Source organism: Brevundimonas sp. (assembly GCF_036676055.1).
Lineage (GTDB): Bacteria > Pseudomonadota > Alphaproteobacteria > Caulobacterales > Caulobacteraceae > Brevundimonas.
In genome coordinates this window covers 55,448-76,362 of record NZ_JAKFDS010000049.1, presented here as the reverse complement: position 1 = coordinate 76,362, position 20,915 = coordinate 55,448, and the positions used below count along the sequence as shown (strand labels likewise).

The 20,915-nt window shown below is 71.4% G+C and carries 18 protein-coding genes; 9 read left to right on the top strand and 9 right to left on the bottom strand.

What is annotated here, in order from left to right:
• Positions 1-6: 6 nt before the first annotated feature.
• The 4 genes from V6M45_RS08195 to hisC are packed head-to-tail and all read left to right on the top strand — an operon-like array spanning position 7 to position 5,708.
• Positions 7-2,883 carry an ATP-dependent DNA helicase gene (locus V6M45_RS08195; protein WP_332655370.1) on the top strand — a complete coding sequence of 959 codons (2,877 nt, stop codon included), beginning with the start codon at positions 7-9 and terminating at the stop codon, positions 2,881-2,883.
• Positions 2,880-3,920 (top strand): DUF2125 domain-containing protein, encoded by a 1,041-nt coding sequence (locus tag V6M45_RS08190; RefSeq protein WP_332655368.1) that lies wholly within the window; start codon positions 2,880-2,882, stop codon positions 3,918-3,920. Before V6M45_RS08195 ends, V6M45_RS08190 begins: the two co-directional genes overlap by 4 nt.
• Positions 3,920-4,603, top strand: a complete 684-nt coding sequence (locus tag V6M45_RS08185; RefSeq protein ID WP_332655367.1) for a hypothetical protein — start codon at positions 3,920-3,922, stop codon at positions 4,601-4,603. Before V6M45_RS08190 ends, V6M45_RS08185 begins: the two co-directional genes overlap by 1 nt.
• A gap of 16 nt (positions 4,604-4,619) precedes the next feature.
• Positions 4,620-5,708 (top strand): histidinol-phosphate transaminase, encoded by a 1,089-nt coding sequence (hisC, locus tag V6M45_RS08180; RefSeq protein ID WP_332655365.1) that lies wholly within the window; start codon positions 4,620-4,622, stop codon positions 5,706-5,708.
• A 10-nt stretch (positions 5,709-5,718) separates the two neighbouring features.
• On the opposite strand, the gene V6M45_RS08175 is transcribed toward hisC, so the two are convergent.
• The 3 genes from V6M45_RS08175 to V6M45_RS08165 all read right to left on the bottom strand — a co-directional run bounded on the left by V6M45_RS08175 (position 5,719) and on the right by V6M45_RS08165 (position 10,345).
• Positions 5,719-6,528, bottom strand: a complete 810-nt coding sequence (locus V6M45_RS08175) for a TIGR02186 family protein (RefSeq protein ID WP_332655363.1) — start codon at positions 6,526-6,528, stop codon at positions 5,719-5,721.
• On the bottom strand, positions 6,525-7,448 hold the full coding sequence (locus V6M45_RS08170) for a sulfite exporter TauE/SafE family protein (protein ID WP_332655362.1): 924 nt from the start codon (positions 7,446-7,448) through the stop codon (positions 6,525-6,527). Before V6M45_RS08170 ends, V6M45_RS08175 begins: the two co-directional genes overlap by 4 nt.
• Before the next feature lie 104 nt (positions 7,449-7,552).
• Positions 7,553-10,345: a hypothetical protein gene (locus V6M45_RS08165; protein ID WP_332655360.1), complete on the bottom strand. Its 2,793-nt coding sequence runs from the start codon at positions 10,343-10,345 to the stop codon at positions 7,553-7,555.
• A 220-nt stretch (positions 10,346-10,565) separates the two neighbouring features.
• Between V6M45_RS08165 and V6M45_RS08160 the strand changes: the two genes are divergently transcribed.
• The gene (locus V6M45_RS08160; protein WP_332655383.1) at positions 10,566-10,772 is read left to right on the top strand and encodes a hypothetical protein; all 207 of its coding nucleotides are present in this window, start codon (positions 10,566-10,568) and stop codon (positions 10,770-10,772) included.
• A 60-nt stretch (positions 10,773-10,832) separates the two neighbouring features.
• Positions 10,833-11,339 (top strand): pyridoxamine 5'-phosphate oxidase family protein, encoded by a 507-nt coding sequence (locus V6M45_RS08155; RefSeq protein ID WP_332655358.1) that lies wholly within the window; start codon positions 10,833-10,835, stop codon positions 11,337-11,339.
• A gap of 3 nt (positions 11,340-11,342) precedes the next feature.
• Here the strand turns inward: V6M45_RS08155 and argF are convergent, their stop codons facing one another.
• From argF to V6M45_RS08135, 4 genes are all read right to left on the bottom strand, one after another.
• A complete protein-coding gene (argF, locus tag V6M45_RS08150; RefSeq protein ID WP_332655357.1) occupies positions 11,343-12,257 on the bottom strand; it encodes an ornithine carbamoyltransferase in 915 nt (304 codons plus the stop codon).
• A gap of 16 nt (positions 12,258-12,273) precedes the next feature.
• The gene (locus tag V6M45_RS08145; RefSeq protein ID WP_332655355.1) at positions 12,274-13,467 is read right to left on the bottom strand and encodes an aspartate aminotransferase family protein; all 1,194 of its coding nucleotides are present in this window, start codon (positions 13,465-13,467) and stop codon (positions 12,274-12,276) included.
• A gap of 117 nt (positions 13,468-13,584) precedes the next feature.
• Positions 13,585-14,514, bottom strand: a complete 930-nt coding sequence (locus V6M45_RS08140) for a M28 family metallopeptidase (RefSeq protein ID WP_332655353.1) — start codon at positions 14,512-14,514, stop codon at positions 13,585-13,587.
• A 66-nt stretch (positions 14,515-14,580) separates the two neighbouring features.
• Positions 14,581-15,402, bottom strand: coding sequence for an ABC transporter permease (locus tag V6M45_RS08135; RefSeq protein ID WP_332655352.1), 822 nt, complete (start codon positions 15,400-15,402; stop codon positions 14,581-14,583).
• 326 nt (positions 15,403-15,728) lie between these two features.
• On the opposite strand from V6M45_RS08135, the gene gcrA reads away from it, so the two are divergent.
• On the top strand, positions 15,729-16,244 hold the full coding sequence (gene gcrA, locus V6M45_RS08130) for a cell cycle sigma 70 cofactor GcrA (protein WP_332655351.1): 516 nt from the start codon (positions 15,729-15,731) through the stop codon (positions 16,242-16,244).
• A gap of 222 nt (positions 16,245-16,466) precedes the next feature.
• Here gcrA and apaG read toward each other — a convergent pair whose 3' ends face one another.
• Positions 16,467-16,874: a Co2+/Mg2+ efflux protein ApaG gene (apaG, locus tag V6M45_RS08125; protein ID WP_332655350.1), complete on the bottom strand. Its 408-nt coding sequence runs from the start codon at positions 16,872-16,874 to the stop codon at positions 16,467-16,469.
• A gap of 103 nt (positions 16,875-16,977) precedes the next feature.
• Here apaG and V6M45_RS08120 point away from each other — a divergent pair, with 103 nt between their 5' ends.
• The gene (locus V6M45_RS08120; RefSeq protein ID WP_332655348.1) at positions 16,978-18,009 is read left to right on the top strand and encodes a 2'-deoxycytidine 5'-triphosphate deaminase; all 1,032 of its coding nucleotides are present in this window, start codon (positions 16,978-16,980) and stop codon (positions 18,007-18,009) included.
• A gap of 110 nt (positions 18,010-18,119) precedes the next feature.
• Positions 18,120-18,992: a lipid A-modifier LpxR family protein gene (locus V6M45_RS08115; RefSeq protein ID WP_332655346.1), complete on the top strand. Its 873-nt coding sequence runs from the start codon at positions 18,120-18,122 to the stop codon at positions 18,990-18,992.
• Positions 18,993-19,058: 66 nt separating this feature from the next.
• Here the strand turns inward: V6M45_RS08115 and V6M45_RS08110 are convergent, their stop codons facing one another.
• A complete protein-coding gene (locus V6M45_RS08110; protein WP_332655345.1) occupies positions 19,059-20,870 on the bottom strand; it encodes a gamma-glutamyltransferase family protein in 1,812 nt (603 codons plus the stop codon).
• Positions 20,871-20,915 lie beyond the last annotated feature (45 nt).

The following is a 20,915-nucleotide window of genomic DNA, read 5'->3' as shown; positions in this document are numbered from 1 at the left end:
CAGTCGGTGTCCACCGACTCCCTCACCTCTTCCACCGGCCTGACCGGCGCCGAGCCCTGGCTTGTGCTGCCGCCGGCGCTGGCCGTGCCGCCGGGGGCAGGAGCGATCTGCGATGACGAGGGGGCGCGGAAGATCGGGCGGGGGGCGGCCGAGGGGGCGTTCACGACGGGGCCCGTGCTGGTGGCGCACGCCAGCCTGACGGCGCGGCGGCTGGGAATCGCCCCGCCAGCGCGGTCGGGCGACCTGCTGGATGTTCTGGAGCTGTTCGCCTTCGTGCGGCCGGCGCGGTTCTGCGCGCCCTCCCCGAGCGGGCTGGCGCTGGCCATGGGGATGAGCGAGCCGAAGGGGGCCGAGGCGCAGGCCGAGGCGTTGCGGAAGGCCGCCGACGGGCTGCTGAAGGAGCTGGCCGATCCGGCCTATCCGGATCGCGAAACCGCCTTCACCCTCGCCGAGACGTTGGGACGCGCGGGCTGGGCGTGGGGGTGGCGGGTGCTGGGCGCGCTTCAGCATCAGCCGGTGCGGGAGCGCCAGCATCGCGGCAGCGGGCTGGACGCCTGGTCGCGGCTGGCGGAGTGGGAAGACGAGGCGCCGCGCGGCGAGGCCGGGTCGGCGCCGGTGGACAGCGAGAGCGCGCGCATCCGGCTGGAGAAGCTGCTGCAGGCCTCGGGGCTGGACGAGACGCGGCCGACGCAGTCCGACTACGCCGCCGAGGCGGCCTTCGCCTTTTCGCCGCGCAACGAGGAGGGGCGGCCGCGGGTGCTGCTGGCCGAGGCGGGAACGGGGACGGGCAAGACGCTGGGCTATCTGGCGCCGGCCAGTCTGTGGGCCGAGCGCAATCAGGGGGCGGCCTGGGTCTCGACCTACACCCGCGCCCTGCAGCGCCAGATCGACCGCGAGAGCGCGGCGCTGTGGCCGGATCCGGTCGAGCGGCGGAAGAAGACCGTCGTGCGCAAGGGGCGGGAGAACTACCTGTGCCTGCTGAACCTGCAGGACATGGTGCAGGCGGCGCAGCTGGGGAACGGCGACCTGATCGGCATGGCGCTGGCCAGCCGCTGGGCCATGCACACGCGCGACGGCGACATGACCGGCGGCGACTATCCCGGCTGGCTGCCGGGCCTGTTCGCGGTCGGGCCGAGCCATCAGGCCAGCGCGTCCAATCTGGTCGACCGGCGCGGGGAGTGCGTCCACGCCGCCTGTCCCCACTACCGCACCTGTTTCGTGGAGAAGACCATCCGCGCCAGCCGCCGGGCCGATCTGGTGGTGGCCAACCATGCGCTGGTGATGACCCAGGCGGCCTTCGACGGGGCGCGATCGGCGCGCGGGCTGAAGCAGGACGGCGAGACGGCGGCGCTGAAGCGGATCGTCTTCGACGAGGGCCACCATCTGTTCGACGCGGCCGACAGCGCCTTTTCCGCCTGCCTGTCGGGTCAGGAGGCGGCCGAACTGCGGCGCTGGATCCGCGGGCCGGAGGGGCGCGGGCGGCGCGGGCGCGGGCTGGAGCAGCGTCTGGGCGATCTGTGCGCCGACAACGAAGCCGCCACGAAGGCGCTGCAGGACGCGGTGCGGGCGGCGGCCCAGCTGCCGGGCGAAGGGGTGTCGGGGCGGATCGCGCCGGCCTCGGGCGAGGTCAATCCGGTCGGGCCGATCGAGCGGTTCCTGCTGGCGGGACTGGAGCAGCTCCGGGCCCGGACGAGCGAGAATGCGTCCGGGAGCGGGACCGAGTTCGGCATGGAGTGCGCCCTCAGACCGGTGACCGATCCGGTGCTGGAGACCGCGCGCGAGGCGGCGCAGGCGCTGGCGGCGGTCGAGGCGCCGCTGCTGGCGCTGGCGCGGCATCTGGAGGACATCCTCGACGACGAGGCGGCGGAACTGGACGGGTCGCAGCGGTCGCGGATCGAGGGCGCCTTGCGCGGGCTGGACCGGCGGGCGCGGATGACCCTGCCCGGCTGGCGTTCGATGCTGGCGGCGCTGGAGGTCGCGTCGGACGAGCCGGACCCGGACTTCGTCGACTGGCTGTCGGCCGAGGCGGCGTTCGGCCGGATCATGGACGTGGCCCTGCGGCGGCACTGGATCGATCCGACCGTGCCGCTGGAGGCGGCGGTGATCATGCCGGCGCACGGGGTGCTGGTGACCAGCGCCACCCTGTCCGATCCGAACTCGGATGACCCCTTCGACATGGCCCGGCTGCGCACCGGCTCGGCGCGGCTGATCGAGCCGGCGCGGACGCTGAAGGTCGAGAGCCCGTTCGACTATGCGGCCAACGCCCGGGTCATCGTCGTCAACGATCTGGTCAAGGACGATGCGCGCCAGACGGCGGCGGCGATGCGCGAGCTGTTCCTGGCGGCGGGCGGCGGCGGGCTGGGCCTGTTCACCGCCATCCGCCGGCTGAAGGCGGTTTATGAGCGGCTGGGACCGGATCTGGCGAAGTCGGGCATCCCGCTCTACGCCCAGCACGTCGATCCGCTGGAGGTCGGGGCGCTGGTCGATGTGTTCCGGGCCGAGCAGGACAGCTGTCTGCTGGGCACGGACGCGGTGCGCGACGGGGTCGACGTGCCGGGGCGGTCGCTGCGCATCCTCGCCTTCGATCGCGTGCCCTGGCCGCGGCCCGATCTGCTGCACAAGGCGCGACGGGCGCGGCTCGGCGGCGAGGGCGCAGGCGGACGCAATTTCGACGACGCCCTGGCGCGGGCGAAGATGGCGCAGGCGTTCGGCCGGCTGATCCGCCGCGCCGACGACAAGGGGGTGTTCGTCATGCTCGACGCGGCCGCCCCGACCCGCCTGTTCGGCAGCCTGCCGCCGGGGACCGAGGTGCAAAGGATGGGGCTGGCGGAAGCCGTTGAGCTGGTTGGCGCGTTCCTGTCATCTGATAAGGAGCGCCCATGAGCGACACGCCTGCCCGACACGCCCGCCGAGGTCTCGTGATTCCGTTCGCGATCGTGGGCCTCCTGCTCGCCGCCTGGACCGGTTGGTGGCTCTGGCTGGCGGACCAGATCGAGACCCGGCTGGCGGATCAGACAGAGGTTCTGAGGGCGCAAGGTTGGCAGGTCTCGCACCTGCCCGTGTCCGTGTCGGGCTGGCCGTTCCGGACGCGGGTGGCCTTTCCCGCCGCCGATATCGTGGCCCCCTCGGGCCATGGCGTCGCGGCCCCCGAACTGGTGGCCGAGGCCAGCGCCTGGAACCCCGGCCACTGGGTGGTGCTGGCGCCGGACGGCCTGATCCTGACCCGCGCCGGCAAGGGCCAGGTGGCGGTCGAGGGCGAGGCGCTGCGGCTGAGCATCAGCCATCTGCGCGACCGCTTCCCGGATCTTCGGCTCGAGCTGGCCCGGCCGACCTTCACCCCGGTGGCCGGGGCGGAGCCCTTCCCGCTGGCCTCGGCCGAGCGGATCGAACTCTACACCCGGCCGCATCTGACCGACGGGCAGGCAGCGACGGACGAGATGGACGTGCTGTTCCGTCTGACCGACGGGCGCGGACGGGCGGGCGGCCCGGTCGAGGGCGCGACGCGCGAAGGACGGTTGTCGGCCGAGGTCGAGGCCACGATCGAACAGGCCAGCCGGCTGCGCGGCGTCGACAGCGCCGGCGTCTTCTCCAGCTGGACCGCCGCGGGAGGCCGGTTCACCGCCGTCAAGGGACGGCTGCAGGCGGGCGACAGCACCGCCCGGATCGAAAGCGCCGCTCTGCGGGCGGGCCCCGACGGACGGCTGGAGGGCCACCTGGCCCTGACCGCGGAACGGCCGGGCGAGGCCATCGCCGGACTGGCGTCCTCGCGATCGGGGGCCGTCGACCGCGTCGGCGCGACCGGGGCGGCGGTGGCGGCGGGCGTCCAGGGCGAGCGGCCGATGGACCTGACGCTGGTGTTCCGCGAGGGCCGGACCTGGCTGGGGCCGTTCGCCCTGGCGCCGGCCCCCCGGCTGTTCTGATGCTGGTCGAGCCCCCGGAGGATCCGGTTCGGCTGGCGCTGGATCGCGCCCTGGCGAAGGCTGTGCGGGCGCGACTGGCGGGCGGCCCCCGTCCGAGCCCCGACGCCGACGCCATCGCCCTGCGCTCCCTGCTCAAGGGATTGACGCCTCCGGAGGTCGCGGCGTTGCGATCGGTGCTCGGACGGATCGACGCCGGCCATGGCGCGCCGCTGATCGTCTGGGGCCCGGCCAGCCAGGTGATCGCCGCCGACCGCTACGGCCTCGTCGCGCGGATCGCGCCCAAGCCCGAGGCGGCGCTGATGGCGGCGCGCGGGGACGGGCGGGCGCTGATGGACCTGACCGCCGCCTCGGCCTGGTGGGGACGGCTTCTGGCCGAGCCCGAGCTGCGGGTCGTCGCCGCCCTCCCCGACAACGGCGCCGGGCGGCCCCGGGCCCTGATGGTCCAGCGGACGCCCTCCGGCCCGACGGGGGACGACCGCACCTTCTGGGTCACCGACAGTCCGCTGACGCCCGGCCGCATCGTGGCCGCGCTCGAGGCGGCCGGCCTGACCGCCGATCCGCTGATCGAGGCGGGCGGGTTGAAGCTGTTCGCCCTGGCGGGCTATGTGCAGGCCACGGACGGGCGGCTCAGCGACGCCCCCGGCTCCCTGAAAGGCGTCATCGGCGCCGCGCCCGTATTCTGACTCCGAGGACCCGCCCATGACCGACGCCCCCGCGCCCAAGCCCGGCATCCTCGACATCGCCCCCTATGTCGGCGGCAAGTCGCGCATCGAGGGCGTGGCCGAGCCGATGAAGCTGTCGTCCAACGAGAACATGCTCGGCGCGGGCCAGAAGGCGCGCGAGGCGTTCGAGGCGGCGGTCGGCCACATCCACATCTATCCCGACGGCCGGGCCAGCAAGCTGCGCGCCGCCGTCGCCGAGCACCATGGACTGGAGCCGGAGCGGCTGATCTTCGGCAACGGTTCGGACGAGGTCTTCGCCCTGCTGAACCAGTGCTATCTGACGCCGGGCGACAACATCGTCACCGGCCAGTACGGCTTCCTGGCCTATCGCATCAGCGCCCTGGCCAACCAGGCCTCGGTCAAGCTGGCGCCGGAGCCGGAGTTCAAGGCGACGCCCGAGGCCCTGCTGGCGCAGGTCGATGAGCGCACCCGCATCGTCTATGTCTCCAGCCCGTCGAACCCGACCGGCAGCTACAACACGGCCGAGGAGATCCGCCGCCTGCATGAGGGGCTGCGGCCGGAAATCCTGCTGGTCATCGACGAGGCCTATGCCGAATACGTCACCGAGGCGGACTGGGAGACCAGCTTCGGCCTGGCGCGGGACAGCGAGAACATCGTGGTGACCCGCACCTTCTCCAAGATCCATGGCCTCGGCGGCCTGCGCATCGGCTTCGGCTATGCGCCGCTGAAGGTGGCCGAGGCGGTGGACCGCATCCGCCTGCCGTTCAACGTCTCCGTGCCCGGCATCGAGGCGGCCGTCGCGGCCCTGGGCGACGAGGCGCACCAGCAGGCCTCGCGCGATCTGATCCACGCCTGGCGGCCGCGCCTGACCCAGGCCATCCGCGGCTTCGGCTTCGAGGTGCTGCCCAGCGCCGGCAATTTCGTGCTGGTCCGCTTCCGCGACGCCGATCAGGCCCAGGCGGCCAATGACTATCTGAACTCGAAGGGGATCATCGTGCGGCCGGTCGGCGGCTACGGCCTGCCCGAAGCCCTGCGCGTCACCATCGGCACCGAGGATCAGAACCGGGCGGTGCTGGACGCGCTGAGCGAGTTCGCGGCGCGCTGAACCGGAGCGCTCAGTCGCGGCGGAAGATCCGGCTGGCGCCCCAGCCGGTGAAGGCCGCCAGCAGGACGCAGAGGACGCCGTAGGTCCACGGGCGATTGTGGGCGAACTCGAAGATGTCGCGCTCGAGCCCGACCTTCTCGACGGTCAGGGTGAGGTTGGAGACCGAGACGGGATCGCCGTCCTGGAACAGCCAGACCTCGGCGAAATACTGACCGGTGGGAGCGACCGCGGGCAGTTCGATCTCGGCGCGGAACAGGCCGCGATCGACGAAGCGGACGCCCTTGGGATCGGTGTTGTACAGGGCGGCGGCCTCGCGCAGGCGGATCACGGCGCGGCGCCAGTCGAGGTAGTCCTCGCCGAGGCGGCTGACGACCACGTCGCGGACGCCGTAGCGGGTGACCGTCCGGCTTTCCTGCGGCGCGTTTATGCGCAGGTGGTCGACGCCGACGCCGAGGCGGCGCAGCTCGCCGAAGTCGGCGATATCCCCCAGCGGCCGGGTCGAGGCGGTCATGTAGAAGCCGGGCGCGCCCTCGAACACCACCGGACGGCTGTTCAGCCAGATCCCCATGTTGCGCGTCTTCTTGACGAGACGAACGGGGGCGTCGGGACCGCGGACCACGACCACGACGTCGGTCGGATCGTCGCCGGGATTGAAGACCGCGCCATAGAGGACGATCGAGGCGCCGCGGAAGCTGGAGTCGACGCTGACGCGGGCGTCCGTCAGGGCGGCGGCGACGCGCAGCTGGTTCTGGGTCGAGGCCGAGCGTTCCGGGGCCGGGGCCTCGACGGCGGGCGGCGGCGGCGGCAGGGCCTGGATCATTCGGCCGCTCCCGGAGCGAAGCCGAACAGGTCGGACGGGCGCACGAACAGCTCCAGCCCCATCTGGATGCCGACCAGCAGCACGATCAGCCCCAGCACGGCCCGCAGCTCCTCGGCCCGGAAGCGGCCCGACCAGCGGGCTCCATACTGGGCGCCGACCACGCCGCCCAGCAGCAGGATGGTCGACAGCAGGATGTCGACGGTCTGGTTGCGACCCGCCTGCAGGATGGTGGTCATGGCGGTGGTGACGATGATCTGGAACAGGCTGGTGCCGACCACCACGCTGGCCCTCATCCGCAGCACATAGAGCATGGCCGGGACGAGGATGAAGCCGCCGCCCACGCCCATGATGGCCGACAGGACGCCGGCGAAGGTCCCGAGGGCGAAGGGCGGGATGGCGCTGATGTAGAGGCCGGAGCGCGGGAACCGCATCCGCAGCGGAAGGCCGTACAGCCACAAGGGCCGGCGCCGCTCCTTGTGGGGCGCGACCTCGCCGCGGAGCCGGCGCAGGATCTGGCCGAGGCTCTCGTACAGCATCAGCGTGCCGATGGCGCCGAGGAACAGCAGGTAGGACAGGGCGACGGCGAGGTCCGCCTGACCCAGCAGGCGCAGGTAGCGGAACAGCTCGACCCCGGCGAGGGCGCCGAGCACCCCGCCGGCCGCCATGACCCCGCCGATGCGATAGTCGACCGCCTTCTGGCGGGTGTAGCTGATCACGCCGGAGGTCGAGGAGGCCACGACGTGGCTGGCCTGGCTGGCCACCGCGACCGAAGGCGGAATGCCGAGAAAGATCAGGATCGGAGCCATCAGGAAGCCGCCGCCGATCCCGAACAGGCCGGAGACGAATCCAACCGTCGCTCCCAGCAGAACCAGGAGCGGCCAGTTCACCGAAACCTCGGCGATCGGCAGATAGATATCCAAAGGACGCGCCTTCGGCTGGAACTGAGGCTAGGCGCCGGGAAGGCGACGGTGATCGTGTCCTATACGCAGGCCGCGGCGACCGCCACCGCCTGCGCGGAAAAGGGTCAGGCCAGCGGCTCGGTCTGGAACGCGTCCGCGGCGGCCCGGGCCGCGCCGCGCGCGGAGGCCGGCAGGTCGTCCCGCAGCCGTTCGACCGCCGCCTGGGCGTCGCCGTCCCCGGCGCGCGCCGCGATCAGGTACCATTTGTAGGCCTCGGGCAGGTCGGCCTGGATGCCGTCGTCGCCGGTCTCGTACAGCTTGGCGACATTGAACTGGCTGTCCACCAAGCCCTGTTCGGCCGCCTTGCGCAGCCAGGTCAGGGCCTCGGCGCGATCGCGCGCGCCGCCGACGCCCTCGAACAGATACATGCCGTAGTTATGCATGGCGCGGGCGTCGCCCGCATCCGCCGCCCGGCGCACCCAGACGCGGGCCTCTGCCGGGCTCGCGTTCAGCCCCGCGGTCCCGTTCTCGTAGAGGCTGGCGAGGTGCAGCTGGGCCGGGGCATGGCCCAGTCCGGCCGCCTGCTTCAGCATCTCGACGCCCGCTGCGTCCTCGGCGTCCAGAAGCTCGATCGCCTGAAGGTAGAGGTCGGCGCCCCGCGCCTTGTCCTGTGCAGTGGGCTCCGTAGGCAGGACCGCCAGAGCCGCCATGGGCTGAACATCGCTGTTCGCGCCCGACCCGCCCAGGCCCGGGATGTCGATACCGGCGCCGGTCAGTTCGCCGAAGGCCGCGGCCCCGCCGGCGGTCAACAGGATCGCCACGGCCGAAGCGCCCAGCGCCTTGCGGACGGTGTCGCCACCCTTGGCGGCCTGTTTGTCGAGCCGCTCCTGCAGCAGGGACTTGCCGCCGCGCTTGAGGCCGAAGCCGGTGCGCGCCGGGGCTTCTTCCGGCTCGGAGATGGCGGCGCGCGCGGCGTCGATGGCCTGCCGCGTGGATGAGGCCCGGCCCTGGGCGGCGGCGGCGCGCAGCGCGCGCGGATCGACGAAATCGGTCTCGCCGGCGAAATCCTCCTGACCGCCGTCGAAGGCGGGCGGGGCGGTGGCGGCGAGGGCGTCGGACACATCGGCGCCGCCGAAGCCTTGCCCAAAGGCTGGCTGGGCCGGGTTCGGCTCGGGAGCGGTCGTCGGCGCCGTGGCGAACACCGGAGGCTGCGAAACGGGTCCGGCTTCCACCGGGGGCGTCGGTTCGGGCGTGCGGCTGCCGAAGGGGGCGGAGGGCGCAGGGTCGGCGAGCGGTCCGCGCATCACCGCGTCGAACACGGTGTCGGCCGTCAGCACTTCGCCGGCGAGGGACGGTGTGGGCTCGGCCTCGGACTCGGGCGGGGCCAGATCGGCGGACCAGGCCTGCTGCTCGGCGAAGACAGGGTCTTCAAAGCCGCCGTCGAAGCCGGCGTCCGGGAAGGCCGCATCCGGGAAGGCGGCGGCGCGCCAGTCCGGCTGGGCCTGACGGGCGGGGGCGGCCGGCTCGGTGCGGCGGCCGATGTTCTCACGCGCCTCGGCGATCAGGGCGGCGGTGCGCTCTTCGGACAGGCGCATGCGCTCGGCCAGCTCTCCCGAGGCCCGGTCGTAATGCTGCTCGATCTTGTTCGAGCTGTCGGCCAGACGGCGGCCGATGTCTTCCAGCGCCTGCTGCGAACGGCGCTCGGACTGGGCGATCCGCTCGCTCAGCCGGTCGGAGATGCGGGTGATCTCGCCGCCCAGCTTTTCCAGCGCCAGGGCGTGGCGGTCGTCCTGGGCGACCAGCCGCTGCTCCAGCCCCTGGGCGAAGCGGCCCATGTCGGCCTCGACCTTGCGGGTCAAGGTCGCGCCCAGTTGTTCCAGCCCGGCCGGCCCTTCGGCCTCGATCTGGCCGACGCGGCCGTTCAGATTCTGGGCGATGCGCAGAACCTCGCGCCCCATGGCCTCGACGGCGCGGGCGGAGCGTTCCTCGGAGGCCTTGACCTGATCGCCGATCGACAGCACGGCGCGCTCGATACGGTCCATCCGGCCTTCGGTCTCGGCCGTGTCCATCCGGCGCATCATCTCGGCGCGATTGGCCTCGACCTGGCGGCTCAGGGTTTCGGCCAGCTTTTCGAAGCGGGCGGCCTCGCGGACGCTTTCCGGCTCGACCCGCGCCTCGGCGGCGCGCAGCCGCTGGTCCAGATCGGCGAAGGAGCGTTCGAGACCGCGCAGGGCGTCGGTGGTGCGGCTCTGGGCCAGGTCCAGCCGCTGTCCGACCTGGGCGAGCAGGTCGGCACCGACACCGGGACCGGCGACCTTTTCGACCGCGTCCATCCGCTGGCGCAGCTCATTGACGCTGCCGCGCTGGCGTTCCTCGATGTCGTAGAGGCGGCCCGCGAGGGCGCCTAGGGTCGTTTCGACCTTGCCGAGGGTTTCGGTCGTCTTCGGGCCGACCTCCTGCTCGAATTTGCGCAGGCGGCGATGGCCCTCGCGCAGTTCCTCGGAGATGTCGTCGATCCGCCGGGCGTAGGAGCGGTCGACCTCTTCCTGTCCATCAAGCCGTCGGACGAGGCCGGAGACAGCCTGGTCCACGCCCTGGATGGCGATGGTGGAGCGGCGCTCGGCGGCCTCGAGCCGGCCGGCGATGGTGTCGATCGAGGCGCTCAGCCGCTGCCACGGCTCCTCGCCGGCGCCGTAGGCGTCGTCGACGCGGCGGCTGCGCGAGCGACGTTCATAGCTGTCGGCGGCGTGCGGGCGGCGGGACAGGGGCACCACGCCCCCGTCCTCTTCGCCGTCTTCCATGATCATGGTGTTGAGCCACTCGCCCAGCGTCATGCCGGAGCGACGGGCGAGGTCCTTGGCGATCTCGCGCGCCCGGGGCTCGATCCCCTTTACGCTCCACGGCGCGGCTGCGCTCACTGATTCGCCTCCCGACCTTTGACTCGACGCTACCCATCCAGATCAGGGGTGTAAACGCGTGGTTAACCCCAAGATGTAGGGTCTGACCCAACTTCCTGTGGAAAGCCCGTACACCGGCGTCGAGTCTCGCGCCGCATCCGTTAACGCCTCGTGAAGATTAACGCCCCGGAAAGGACTCCGGCGGCTTGCCCGCGGGCGCTGGAGAGGCCACTTGGCGCCGATGACCATGCCCGTGACCCTCGCCCTGCTCGCCGCCGTCATCGGCCTGTCGATCTTCGCCGGCTGGCGCGGATCGCGGCCATCCCAGCCGCATCTCGGCGTGCGGATGGTCCCGTGGCGCTTCGTGATGGTCCTGGCCGCGGCCCTGGCCCTGCCGCTGATCGTCCACATCGCGGCGCTTCTCGGGGTGCTGCCGCCGCCGCGATAGGGGGAACCGCGCGGGCCACGGGCCATTCCTGATCTACCCCCCGATATCAGGAGACGCCGAATGGCCGACAGGAACCTCACCGTCCGCGAAGCCGAGGAAGAGTTCTGGAACCACCTCGAGAAGTCCAACACCGGCATGCTGGGTCTGGATCAGCCCGGTTACCACGCCCAGCCGATGACGGCCTTCCGCGAGCAGGAGACCGGCACGATCTGGTTCTTCACCCGCGATGACACCGATCTGGCGAAGGACGCGGCCATCGGGGGGCAGAGCGCCATGTTCCACTACGGCTCGAAGGACCAGAACGTCTGGGCCTGCATCCACGGCGAACTGTCGGTGCATGGACCTGACCGCGAGATCATCGACCGCTACTGGAACCCGGTGCTGGCCGCCTGGTATCCGGGCGGCAAGGACGATCCGAACCTGACCATCCTGCGCTTCGACGCCGGAGACGGCCGGGTCTGGGTCAACGAGGGCGGCTTCTTCAAATTCTTCTACGAGATCGCCAAGGCCAATGTGACGAAGACCCTGCCGGACGCGGGCGGGGTGGTCGACGTCAACCTGCAGTAGGCCCTAGCCGGCGAAACACCACGCCAGCACGGCCTTCTGGGCGTGGATGCGGTTTTCGGCCTCGTCCCAGACCAGCGAGCGCGGGCCGTCGATGACGGCGTCGGTGACCTCCTCGCCGCGGTGCGCGGGGAGGCAGTGCAGGAAGACGGCGTCAGAGGCGGCGGCCTCCATCAGGCCGTCGTCGACGCCATAGCCCTCGAACGCCTCGAGCCGGGCCTCGTAGTCCTGATCGCCCATCGACACCCAGGTGTCGGTGACGACGACGTCGGCGCCGGCGACCGCCTCGCGCGGGTCGCCGGTCAGGGTGACGTGGTTTCCGCCCTTGGCCAGGTCGTGCAGGTTCGGATGGTAGTCGGCCGGGCAGGCGACGTTCAGGTGGAAGCCCAGCTTCGGCGCCGCGTGCATGAAGCTGTGGCAAACGTTGTTGCCGTCGCCGACCCAGGCGACGGTCTTGCCGGCGATGGGGCCACGGGCCTCCTCGATCGTCATGATGTCGGCGAGGATCTGGCACGGGTGCGAGCGGTCGGTCAGGCCGTTGACCACCGGCACGGTCGAGACCCGGGCGAAGCGTTCGACGTCCTCGTGGTCATTGGCGCGGATCATCACCGCGTCGACCATGCGCGACAGGACCCGGGCGGTGTCCTCGACCGGCTCGCCGCGACCCAGTTGCATGTCGCCGGCGTTGGCGATGATCGACGACCCGCCCAGCTGGCGGATGGCGGCGTCGAAGCTGAAGCGGGTGCGGGTCGAGTTCTTCTCGAAGATCATCGCCAGCACGCGCTCCTTCGCCGGGGCGTCGGCATCGACGCGACCCTTGGGCCAACCCTTGCGCGCCGCCTTGCGGGCGTGGGCGTCGTCGAGAATCGCGCGCAGGTCGGCGGCGTCGAGGCGGTAGAGGTCGAGGAAGTGGCGGACCATCGGTCCCTCCGATCTATCAGGCCGCGATCTTGCCGCGCGCGAATTCGCAGGTGCGTTCCAGACGTTCGACCGCCTCGCGCGCTTCCTCGAGCGTCAGGTTCAGGGGCGGCAGGATGCGGACCAGGTTGTCTCCGCCGCCGGCGATCAGCAGCTGCGCCTCATCGCGGGCCCAGCCCATGAACTCGCGGTTGTTGGGGATCAGCTTCATCCCCATCAGCAGGCCCTTGCCGCGCACCTCGACGATGACATCCGGGAAGCGTTGGGCGAGGCCGTGCAGCTGCTGTTTCAGATAGCCGGCGATCTCGTTGACGTGGGCGAGGGTCGCCGGCTTCGAGATCTCGGCGAAGGCGGCCTGGCCGACGGCCATGGCCAGCGGATTGCCGCCGAAGGTCGAGCCGTGCACGCCGACCGTCATCCCCGTGGCCGCCTTCGCCGTGGCGAGGCAGGCGCCGATGGGGAAGCCCCCGCCGAGGGCCTTGGCCACCGCCATGATGTCGGGCGTCATGCCGGCCCATTCGTGGGCCCACAGCTTGCCGGTGCGACCCATGCCGCACTGGACCTCGTCGAAGATGATCAGGACGCCGTTGTCGTCGGCCATCTGGCGCATCCAGCGAAGATCCTCGTCCGGGGTGGCGCGGCAGCCGCCCTCGCCCTGGACGGGCTCGAGGATGATGGCGGCGGTGTTCGGGTTCTGGAAGGCGGCGGTCAGCGCCTCGCGGTCGCCCCAGACCAGCTGGTGGAAGCCCTCCATCGGCGGGCCGAAGCCGTTGGTGTAGCTGGGGTTGGCGGCGGCGTTGATGGCGCCGTAGGTGCGGCCGTGGAACGAGCCGTCGAAGCCGTAGATGTCAATCCGCTCGGGCTGGCCGTTGGCCGAGTGGTACTTGCGCGCCGTCTTCAGGGCGCACTCGACGGCTTCCGTGCCGGAGTTGGTGAAGAAGACGACGTCGGCGAACGACTTTTCGCACAGGGCGTCGGCGAGGGCTTCCTGTCCCGGGATCTTGAAGATGTTGGAGACGTGCCAGAGCTTCTCGGCCTGGTCCTTGACCGCCTGGACGAGGATCGGATGGGCGTGGCCGAGGGCGTTGGTGGAGATGCCCATGACGCAGTCGAGGTATTCGGTCCCGTCCCTGGACCACAGACGCGCGCCCTGCCCGCGATCCACCTCCAGCGGCGCGCGGTTGTAGACACCCATCAGATGTTCAGTGGACACGGAACGGACCTCCAAAAGCGAGACGGCCCCGGCGCGGAAGGCGTCGGGACCGCTTGAAAAAGGGTCAGGCCTTGTCGGACGGGGGGCGGGGTTAGTCAACACCGCCCCCCGGGTCGATCAACGGGCCAGTTGTGCGTCCAGCCGCTCGACCAGGGCCGCGTAGACTTCTCCGGCGAGGGCGACCGTCGCCGGATCGACCTGCTCGATCGTATCCTCCGCCGAGTGGATCAGCTGAAACACGCGGGGGACGAAGCCCTCGGCCAGGCCGTTGGTCTCGCCGCCGTTGAAGGCCAGCCACATCTGGTGGGCGCCGATCTGGTCCTGGAAGCCGAGCGAGACGGTCGGGACACGGTCCTGTCCGCCGCCCTCGCCCGCCTCGGTCAGGCCGGCGCCGGAGAAGGCGCGGTCGTCCGACGGCGGATAGACCGGGAAGCCGACGCACGGCATCGCGCGCTCGGCGCACAGCTCCTGCACGGCGCGGGTCACGAAGGCCGACTGGGCGCCGTTGTTCTGGCCGTACATCATCGTGTCGCCGTAGCCGGCGACGTCGGAGTTCACGACGGCGGCGACGTTCGCCAGGCCGTGCGCCTCGATCCATTTCTTCGCCCCGATCAGGCCCAGCTCTTCCTGGTCGAACAGGATGATGCGCACCCGGTGGTTCAGGTCCTTCGCCCTGAGGATCTTCGCGGCCTCGATGACGCCGACCACGGAGGCGGCGTTGTCGACCACGCCTTGGGACATCGTCCCGTCGCGCAGCTTCACCGCGTCGTAGTGGGCGGTGAGCAGGATCTCGCGCGGGCCGTCGCCGAGGGTGACGACGACGTTGCGGCCTTCCAGCTCGCCAGTCCGGGGATTGCCGCCGGCGAAGGTCTCGACCGTGGGCTCGAAGCCCGCGGCCCGGAGCTGGGCGACGACGACCTCCGTCCGCGCCGCATTGGTCGGCTGGACATAGGCGGCGACCTGGGCGCGCAGGTCGAGGTCCTGGGCCGCGACCGGGGTGGAGAGGACGAGAAGGGCCGCGGCGGCGGCTATCGGACGAAACAGCATGAAACCCCCTGGAGACGAAGGCGCATGGCTAGCGCGGCCGACGCGACCGCGCACCTTACTTCTGAGTCAGCTCTTCAGCCGCCAGCCCGAGCGGAACACCAGCCAGCAGGCCCAGGCCATGCCGAGGGTCAGCACCGCACTCATCGCCACGCCGATCCAGATATTGCTCTCGGCATGGCCGATGAAGCCGTAACGGAAGCCGTCGATCATGTAGAAGATCGGGTTGAAGTGGCTGATGGTGGCGAACGGCTCGGGCAGGTTGTCGACCAGGTAGAAGGTGCCGCTGAGGAAGGTCATCGGCATGATCAGGAAATTCTGCACCGCCGCCAGCTGATCGAATTTCTCGGCCCACAGGCCGGCGAAGACCCCGAGCATGCCCATCATCAGCGAGGCGGTCAGGCTGAACCACAGGATGGCGGCGAGGTTGACGACGCCAAGGCGGGCGAAGGGCAGGACGCAGACGGCGGTGACGAGGCCGACCACCACCCCGCGCGTCGCCGCCCCGAGGGCGAAGCCGATGGTCAGCTCCAGCGGGCTGAGCGGCGGGGTCAGGAAGTCGGTCGAGGTGCCCATGATCTTGGCCTGGATCAGGCTCGACGAGGCGTTGGCGAAGGCGTTGTTGAGCACCGCCATCATGATCAGGCCGGGAGCCACGAACTCGGCGAAGGGCGTGCCGTGCAGCGGCGGCCGGGCCCCCTTCAGCGCCACCACGAAGACCAGCATGTAGAGCAGGGTCGTCACCACCGGCGCCGCGACCGTCTGGGCCCCGACCTTCCAGAAGCGCCGCACCTCGCGCAGGTACAGGGTCTTCACCCCGATCCAGTTGACCCCGTCGTAGCGGCGCGGCTGCGGGAGTCCGGACGGGCGGGTCGAGGCGAGGTCGGTCATGGGGCGGAGATGCGGCCGGGGACGGCGGGATGCAAGGGGCGAGGGAGGCGACAGGCAACGGGCAACGGGCAACAGGCAACAGGCAACAGGCAACAGGCGGGGGTCGGTGTGGCTGGCGACTGCCATAGGCAAGGGTAGCCCCGCCCTTCCGTCGCCTGCTGCCTGATGCCTCGCTCCCGTTAACCATCCCTACATGTGGTTCCTGTGGACGGACTGATTCGCACATATTGCGTCTGTTAGGGTCTGGTTTACGATTAGTGGTAGGTCGAGAGCCCGGGAGGGACCTCTGGGCCCCATATATTGAATCCGAGACCCGGAGGGTGGCTATGACCGCAGGCTGGACTGAAGACCGCGTCGGCGCGCTGAAGAAACTCTGGCTGGAAGGCCAGTCGGCGAGCCAGATCGCCAAACAGCTGGGCGGCGGCGTCACCCGCAACGCCGTGATCGGCAAGGTGCACCGCCTCGGCCTGTCGGGCCGGGCCGCCCCGTCGCAGCCGGCCCGCGCCACCTTCCGCCCGTCGCGTCCGCGCCCGGCGGCCCCGCCGACCCAGGCTCCGTCGGCCCCGCGCCGCATCGAGGCGGTGCAGCCCCGTCCGGCGGCCCCGGTTCCGGCCCCGATGCCCGACCTGCCGGGCACGGCCACGGTGATGACGCTGGGCGCCCATATGTGCAAATGGCCGATCGGCGACCCGTCCTCGAACGAGTTCAGCTTCTGCGGCCGCCGCTCTTCCGAAGGCGTCTACTGCGTCGAGCACGCCCGGGTCGCCTATCAGCCGCAGGTCCGCAAGGGCGGCAAGGACGGGGCCTCCGAACTGGCCCGCAGCCTGCGCCGGTACATCTAAAGGGGCGCTATCGCTCGCCGCGCGGCGGCTCGCCGCCTGAGCGCGGTTTTCGGGCGCGCGGACATTGTTTCGCGCGCTCGTCGCTTTTCGGTCCAACGACCGTCACGAATGGCTCCTAGAGGAGCCGCCGTCCGCCTCCCACCGCGTTCGCGCGGCGGAGAGACTGGGGCGGGGCTGCGGTTATCCGGGTTGACGCAGCCCCTCACCCGCCCCCGACATCGCCTAGTTCAGCACCCGCCGCTCGCCGGGCACATCGAGGCTGAAGGCCGGGATGGCGGCCTCGAACGAGTGGCCCGAGGCGTCGGTCATATAGTAGCCGCCGACCATGGAGCCTGTCGGGGTGCCGAGCGGGCAGCCCGAGGCATAGGTGTAGCTGTCGCCCGGCTTGATCACCGGCTGCTCGCCGACCACGCCGGCGCCGCGCACTTCCTCGACCCGCCCCTGTCCGTCGGTGATGACCCAGCGACGGGCCATCAGCTGGATCGGTGTGGGCGTCAGATTGACGATCTCGACCTGGTAGGCCCAGACCCAGCGGCCGCCGTCGGGGTCGGACTGGCCGGCCAGATAGCTGGGGCGGACGCGGACCAGGACGCCGTCGGTCTCGGCTTCATAGGCGGGCGCATCATGCATGCGCCCATGGTCCCCCAAGCGGCCCGCAGGTCAAGCGCAAGCGCCCGGGAGGCGAGGTCACACTTTGCAGGAGACCCGACGCGGAATCGTGTAATCGGAAGCCATGCAGAGCTTTTCGACCTCCCTCCCCGGCATCCTGCCGTCGCAATCCATCGAGGCCCTGATCGCCGGCGGGGCGATCGTTTCGGAGACGCCGTTCGACACCGACCAGGTGCAGCCGGCCAGCCTCGACCTCCGGCTGTCGGACCGGGCCTGGCGGGTACGGGCCTCCTTCCTGCCGGGACAGCGCAAGGTCGAGGACCGGATCGCCGACGTGGCCATGCACGCCATCGACCTGTCGGGCGGCTATGTGATGGAGAAGGGCTGCGTCTACATCGCCCGGCTGCAGGAGCGGCTGACCCTGCCCAAGGGGCTGATCGCGCGGGCCAATCCCAAGAGCTCTACCGGCCGGGTCGATGTGTTCGTGCGACTGCTGACCGACCGGGGGGCCAGTTTCGACGATGTCGACGAGGGCTATGACGGGCCGCTGTATCTGGAGATCGCGCCACAGACCTTCTCGATCCTGGTGCGGCCGGGCACGCGGCTGAACCAGCTGCGGCTCAAGGCCGGCGAACCGCCGAGGCTGGAGACCCGCAGCGTCGGCGTCGATCTGGAGGGAGCCGACGGGACCATCGTCGGCTTCCGCGGGCGGCGCCATGCCGGGGTGGTCGATCTGGACCGGATCGACGGCCACGATCCGCGCGACTTCTGGGAGCCGCTGGGCGTGCGGCGCGGCGAGCTGCTGCTGGACCCGGGCGAATTCTACATCCTGGCCTCGAACGAGGCGGTCGAGATCCCGGTGATGCAGGCGGCCGAGATGACGCCGATCGATCCATCGGTGGGCGAGTTCCGGGTCCATTACGCCGGCTTCTTCGATCCCGGCTTCGGCACCGACGAGGCGCATGGGGCCGGCTCCAAGGGGGTGCTGGAGGTGCGGACGCACGACACCCCGTTCCTGCTGGAGCACGGCCAGATTGTCGCCCGGCTGGTCTATGAGCCCCTGACCGAGCGGCCGTCGCGGCTGTATGGCGAGGGCGGCAGTCACTACCAGAGCCAAGGGCTGAAGCTGTCCAAGCATTTCCGCGCCTGGAGCTGAGGCGGAACCGCCGCCATACCGGGGACGTTCGACGGTCATGAAATTGCCGGTTGGCGTTCCGCCCCGCCCGTGAGAGGCTCAGGGACGTTAACGGACTGAGGGGACCGTTGATGCGTCTGACGGCGTTCTGTGCGGGAGTGGTGGCGTCGGCGGCCTGTGCGGCGCCGGCCTTCGGCATGGCCTCGCCCGCCTTCCAGGACGCGATCGCCGATCCGTGGCGGGTCGCCTCCGAGCGTCCGACCACGGTTTCCGACCTTTTGACCCGCCTCGACCGCGATGCGCGTTTCGACGCCGGCGCGGACTTCGCCGGCGCGGACGGCTGGATCGGCTATGATCCGGAGCGGGAGGTGTCCGCGCCCTGGGCCGCCTCGAACCGCGACATCTGGTTTGAAGGCCAGGCCTGGAGCGACCGGGTCCGGCTGCGCACCGAGGGCCGGGTGCGGCGCGCGGACGGCTCGCCCCTGCCTCCGGGACCGCTGGACCATGCCGCCTGGGAGGCCGAACACTACGACCTGACCTGGACCCGGGGCTGGACCGAGACCCTCGGCCGGACCGAGAGCGGCCTCGACGTGACCCTGACGCCGCACCTGGGCGTCGGCCTCGGCAGCCGGGGCGATGTCACCGAGGCGGGCGCCACCCTGAAAATCGGCCGCGACCTGGACCGGCTGGTGCCCGAGGGCGAGCAGGCCTTCGGGGAGCGCGCCCGCTGGTATGTCTACGCCGCCGGTTCGGGCCGGGCGGTCGGCTACAACTGGGCCCGCAACCGGGACGGGGGCTTCGCCCGCTCGGGGGTCAGTCATGACTCCGGCGCCTTCCTCGGCGACGCCTCGCTGGGCGTGGCCCTGCGCCGGGGCCCGGTGCACAGCTCGATCGGCCTGGTCTATCGCGAGATCGAGGCCGAGGGCCTGCGCGCCGGCCATGGCGTCGACACCGACGTGTCGGAGGGGCTGATCGCCTTCCAGCTGTCGATCAAGCCGGAGTAGGGCTCAGGGATCAGGCAGTAGGCATCAGGCGGTAGCGACGCCGGACCTCTGCCCTCCTTCTTCCGCCTACTGCCTGGCGCCGCCCCCACGGGCCACGCCCTCGCGGCGGTCGTCAGCGCCGCCATCCCAGCCCCATACGCCGTCCGGGCCCTGCCGCCAGATCGCGCCGTGCAGGCCGGAGTTCTCGCTGGCGTTGGGCTGCAGGACGATTCCGCGCGCCGCCATGGCCTCGCGCAGCTCGACCGGGAAGCGTTCCGTGTCGGCCCCGAAGCCGTCTCCCTTGGCCACGAGGTTCGGCAGAGAGAAGGCCTCCTGCATCGGCAGACCCCAGTCCAGCACCGCGATCAGGGCCCTGGCGTTGTAGGCCACGATCGACGAGCCGCCGGGCGAGCCGAGCGCGCCGAGGAAGCGCCCGTCGCGGTCGAGGATGATCACCGGCGACATCGACGAGCGCGGCCGCTTGCCCGGCGCCACGGCGTTGGCCGCCGGCGCCCCGTCGGGCCGCCGGGGCTCGAACGAGAAATCGGTCAGCTGGTTGTTGAGGAAGAAACCGGCGGCCATCCGGCCCGACCCGAACACGCTCTCGACCGTGGTCGTCATGCTGACGGCGCTCCCCTGGTCGTCGACGATGACGAAGTGGGAGGTGCCCGCCGGCTCGCGCGTCGCGTCGGGGCCGGCGAAGACTCCGCCGGGCGGAAAGCCGGGCTCGGCCGCCCCGACCAGACCCGGGGCCTGGGCCGCCCGCGCCGCGACATAGTTCGGATCCAGCAGCCCTTGCACCGGAACGCCGACGAAGGCCGGATCGGCGACGTAGCGGTCGCGGTCGGCGTACATCAGCCGCTGCAACTGGGCGAAGGCGGTCCAGGCGTCGGCGCTGGCGGGGCCCTCGAGGATGTCGGGCGTCTTCTCGGCCATGGCCAAGAGCTGCAGCACCGCGACGCCGCTGGACGGCGGCGGCGGCGCGCAGACGATATAGATGCGGTAGGGCCGGCACAGGGCCCCGCGCTCAAGCGGCTGGTAGCCGGCGAGATCGGCCGCGGTGAGGAGGCCCGGACGAGGCCCCTCCCCGACCGTCGCGAGGATCTCGCGCGCGATCCGGCCGCGATAGAAGACGTCGGCGCCGCCCGCCGCGATCTCGGCCACCGTCGCGGCGTAGGCGGGGTTGCTGAGCACGTCGCCGGCGACATAACGGGTGCCGTCCGGCTTGGTGAAATAACGGTCCGCCCACGGGGTGCGGGCCTGTCCGCGCGTCGCGGCGATGAAGCCCGCCAGCCGAGGACTGACGACGAAGCCGTCGCGCGCCAGCCGCCCGGCGTCGGCGAACAGCTCGCTCCACGGCAGCCGGCCGTGCGCCTTCTGCGCCATGGCCAGCATGGCGACCGCCCCCGGAGCCCCGGTCGAGCGGCCGCTCAACACGGCCTCGCCGAAGGGCAGCGGGCGGCCGTTCTCGAAGAACAGCTCCGGCGTGGCCGCGGCCGGGGCGGTCTCGCGCCCGTCGTAGCTGGTCACTTCGCCGGTCGCGGCGTCGAACACCATCATGAAGGCCCCGCCGCCGAGGCCCGAGGACTGCGGCTCGACCAGCCCCAGCACCGCCTGCACGGCGACCGCCGCGTCTACCGCCGAGCCGCCGCGCCGCAGCACCTGCAATCCGGCCTCGACCGCCAGCGGATTGGCCGCCGCGACGAACGGCCCCCGCGCCTGGGGCGCCGGGGCCGCGACCGGCCCGGGAGGCGTCGCCCCCGCCGTCGTCCCGGCCCCGCCCGCGCATCCCGAAAGGACGAGGCTCGCCCCGACGGCGAGGGCGATCAGGGACCGCAGGACGGACGACGGAGCCCGCGAGCGCGCGAGCGACGGGGCGGTCGGGGAGGCTGGGCGCATGGAGGTTCCGGATGGGACGTCAACGGGGAGGCGTGCAACTTGGCG

Excerpts from the sequence above, each read along its gene's own strand:
- V6M45_RS08115 (WP_332655346.1), top strand. The coding sequence starts at position 18,120 with ATGCGTCTGACGGCGTTCTGTGCGGGAGTGGTGGCGTCGGCGGCCTGT.
- V6M45_RS08190 (WP_332655368.1), top strand. The coding sequence starts at position 2,880 with ATGAGCGACACGCCTGCCCGACACGCCCGCCGAGGTCTCGTGATTCCG.
- V6M45_RS08175 (WP_332655363.1), bottom strand. The coding sequence starts at position 6,528 with ATGATCCAGGCCCTGCCGCCGCCGCCGCCCGCCGTCGAGGCCCCGGCC.
- V6M45_RS08120 (WP_332655348.1), top strand. The coding sequence starts at position 16,978 with ATGCAGAGCTTTTCGACCTCCCTCCCCGGCATCCTGCCGTCGCAATCC.
- V6M45_RS08110 (WP_332655345.1), bottom strand. The coding sequence starts at position 20,870 with ATGCGCCCAGCCTCCCCGACCGCCCCGTCGCTCGCGCGCTCGCGGGCT.
- argF (WP_332655357.1), bottom strand. The coding sequence starts at position 12,257 with ATGGTCCGCCACTTCCTCGACCTCTACCGCCTCGACGCCGCCGACCTG.
- V6M45_RS08135 (WP_332655352.1), bottom strand. The coding sequence starts at position 15,402 with ATGACCGACCTCGCCTCGACCCGCCCGTCCGGACTCCCGCAGCCGCGC.
- gcrA (WP_332655351.1), top strand. The coding sequence starts at position 15,729 with ATGACCGCAGGCTGGACTGAAGACCGCGTCGGCGCGCTGAAGAAACTC.
- V6M45_RS08185 (WP_332655367.1), top strand. The coding sequence starts at position 3,920 with ATGCTGGTCGAGCCCCCGGAGGATCCGGTTCGGCTGGCGCTGGATCGC.
- V6M45_RS08155 (WP_332655358.1), top strand. The coding sequence starts at position 10,833 with ATGGCCGACAGGAACCTCACCGTCCGCGAAGCCGAGGAAGAGTTCTGG.
- hisC (WP_332655365.1), top strand. The coding sequence starts at position 4,620 with ATGACCGACGCCCCCGCGCCCAAGCCCGGCATCCTCGACATCGCCCCC.
- V6M45_RS08140 (WP_332655353.1), bottom strand. The coding sequence starts at position 14,514 with ATGCTGTTTCGTCCGATAGCCGCCGCCGCGGCCCTTCTCGTCCTCTCC.
- V6M45_RS08160 (WP_332655383.1), top strand. The coding sequence starts at position 10,566 with ATGACCATGCCCGTGACCCTCGCCCTGCTCGCCGCCGTCATCGGCCTG.
- apaG (WP_332655350.1), bottom strand. The coding sequence starts at position 16,874 with ATGCATGATGCGCCCGCCTATGAAGCCGAGACCGACGGCGTCCTGGTC.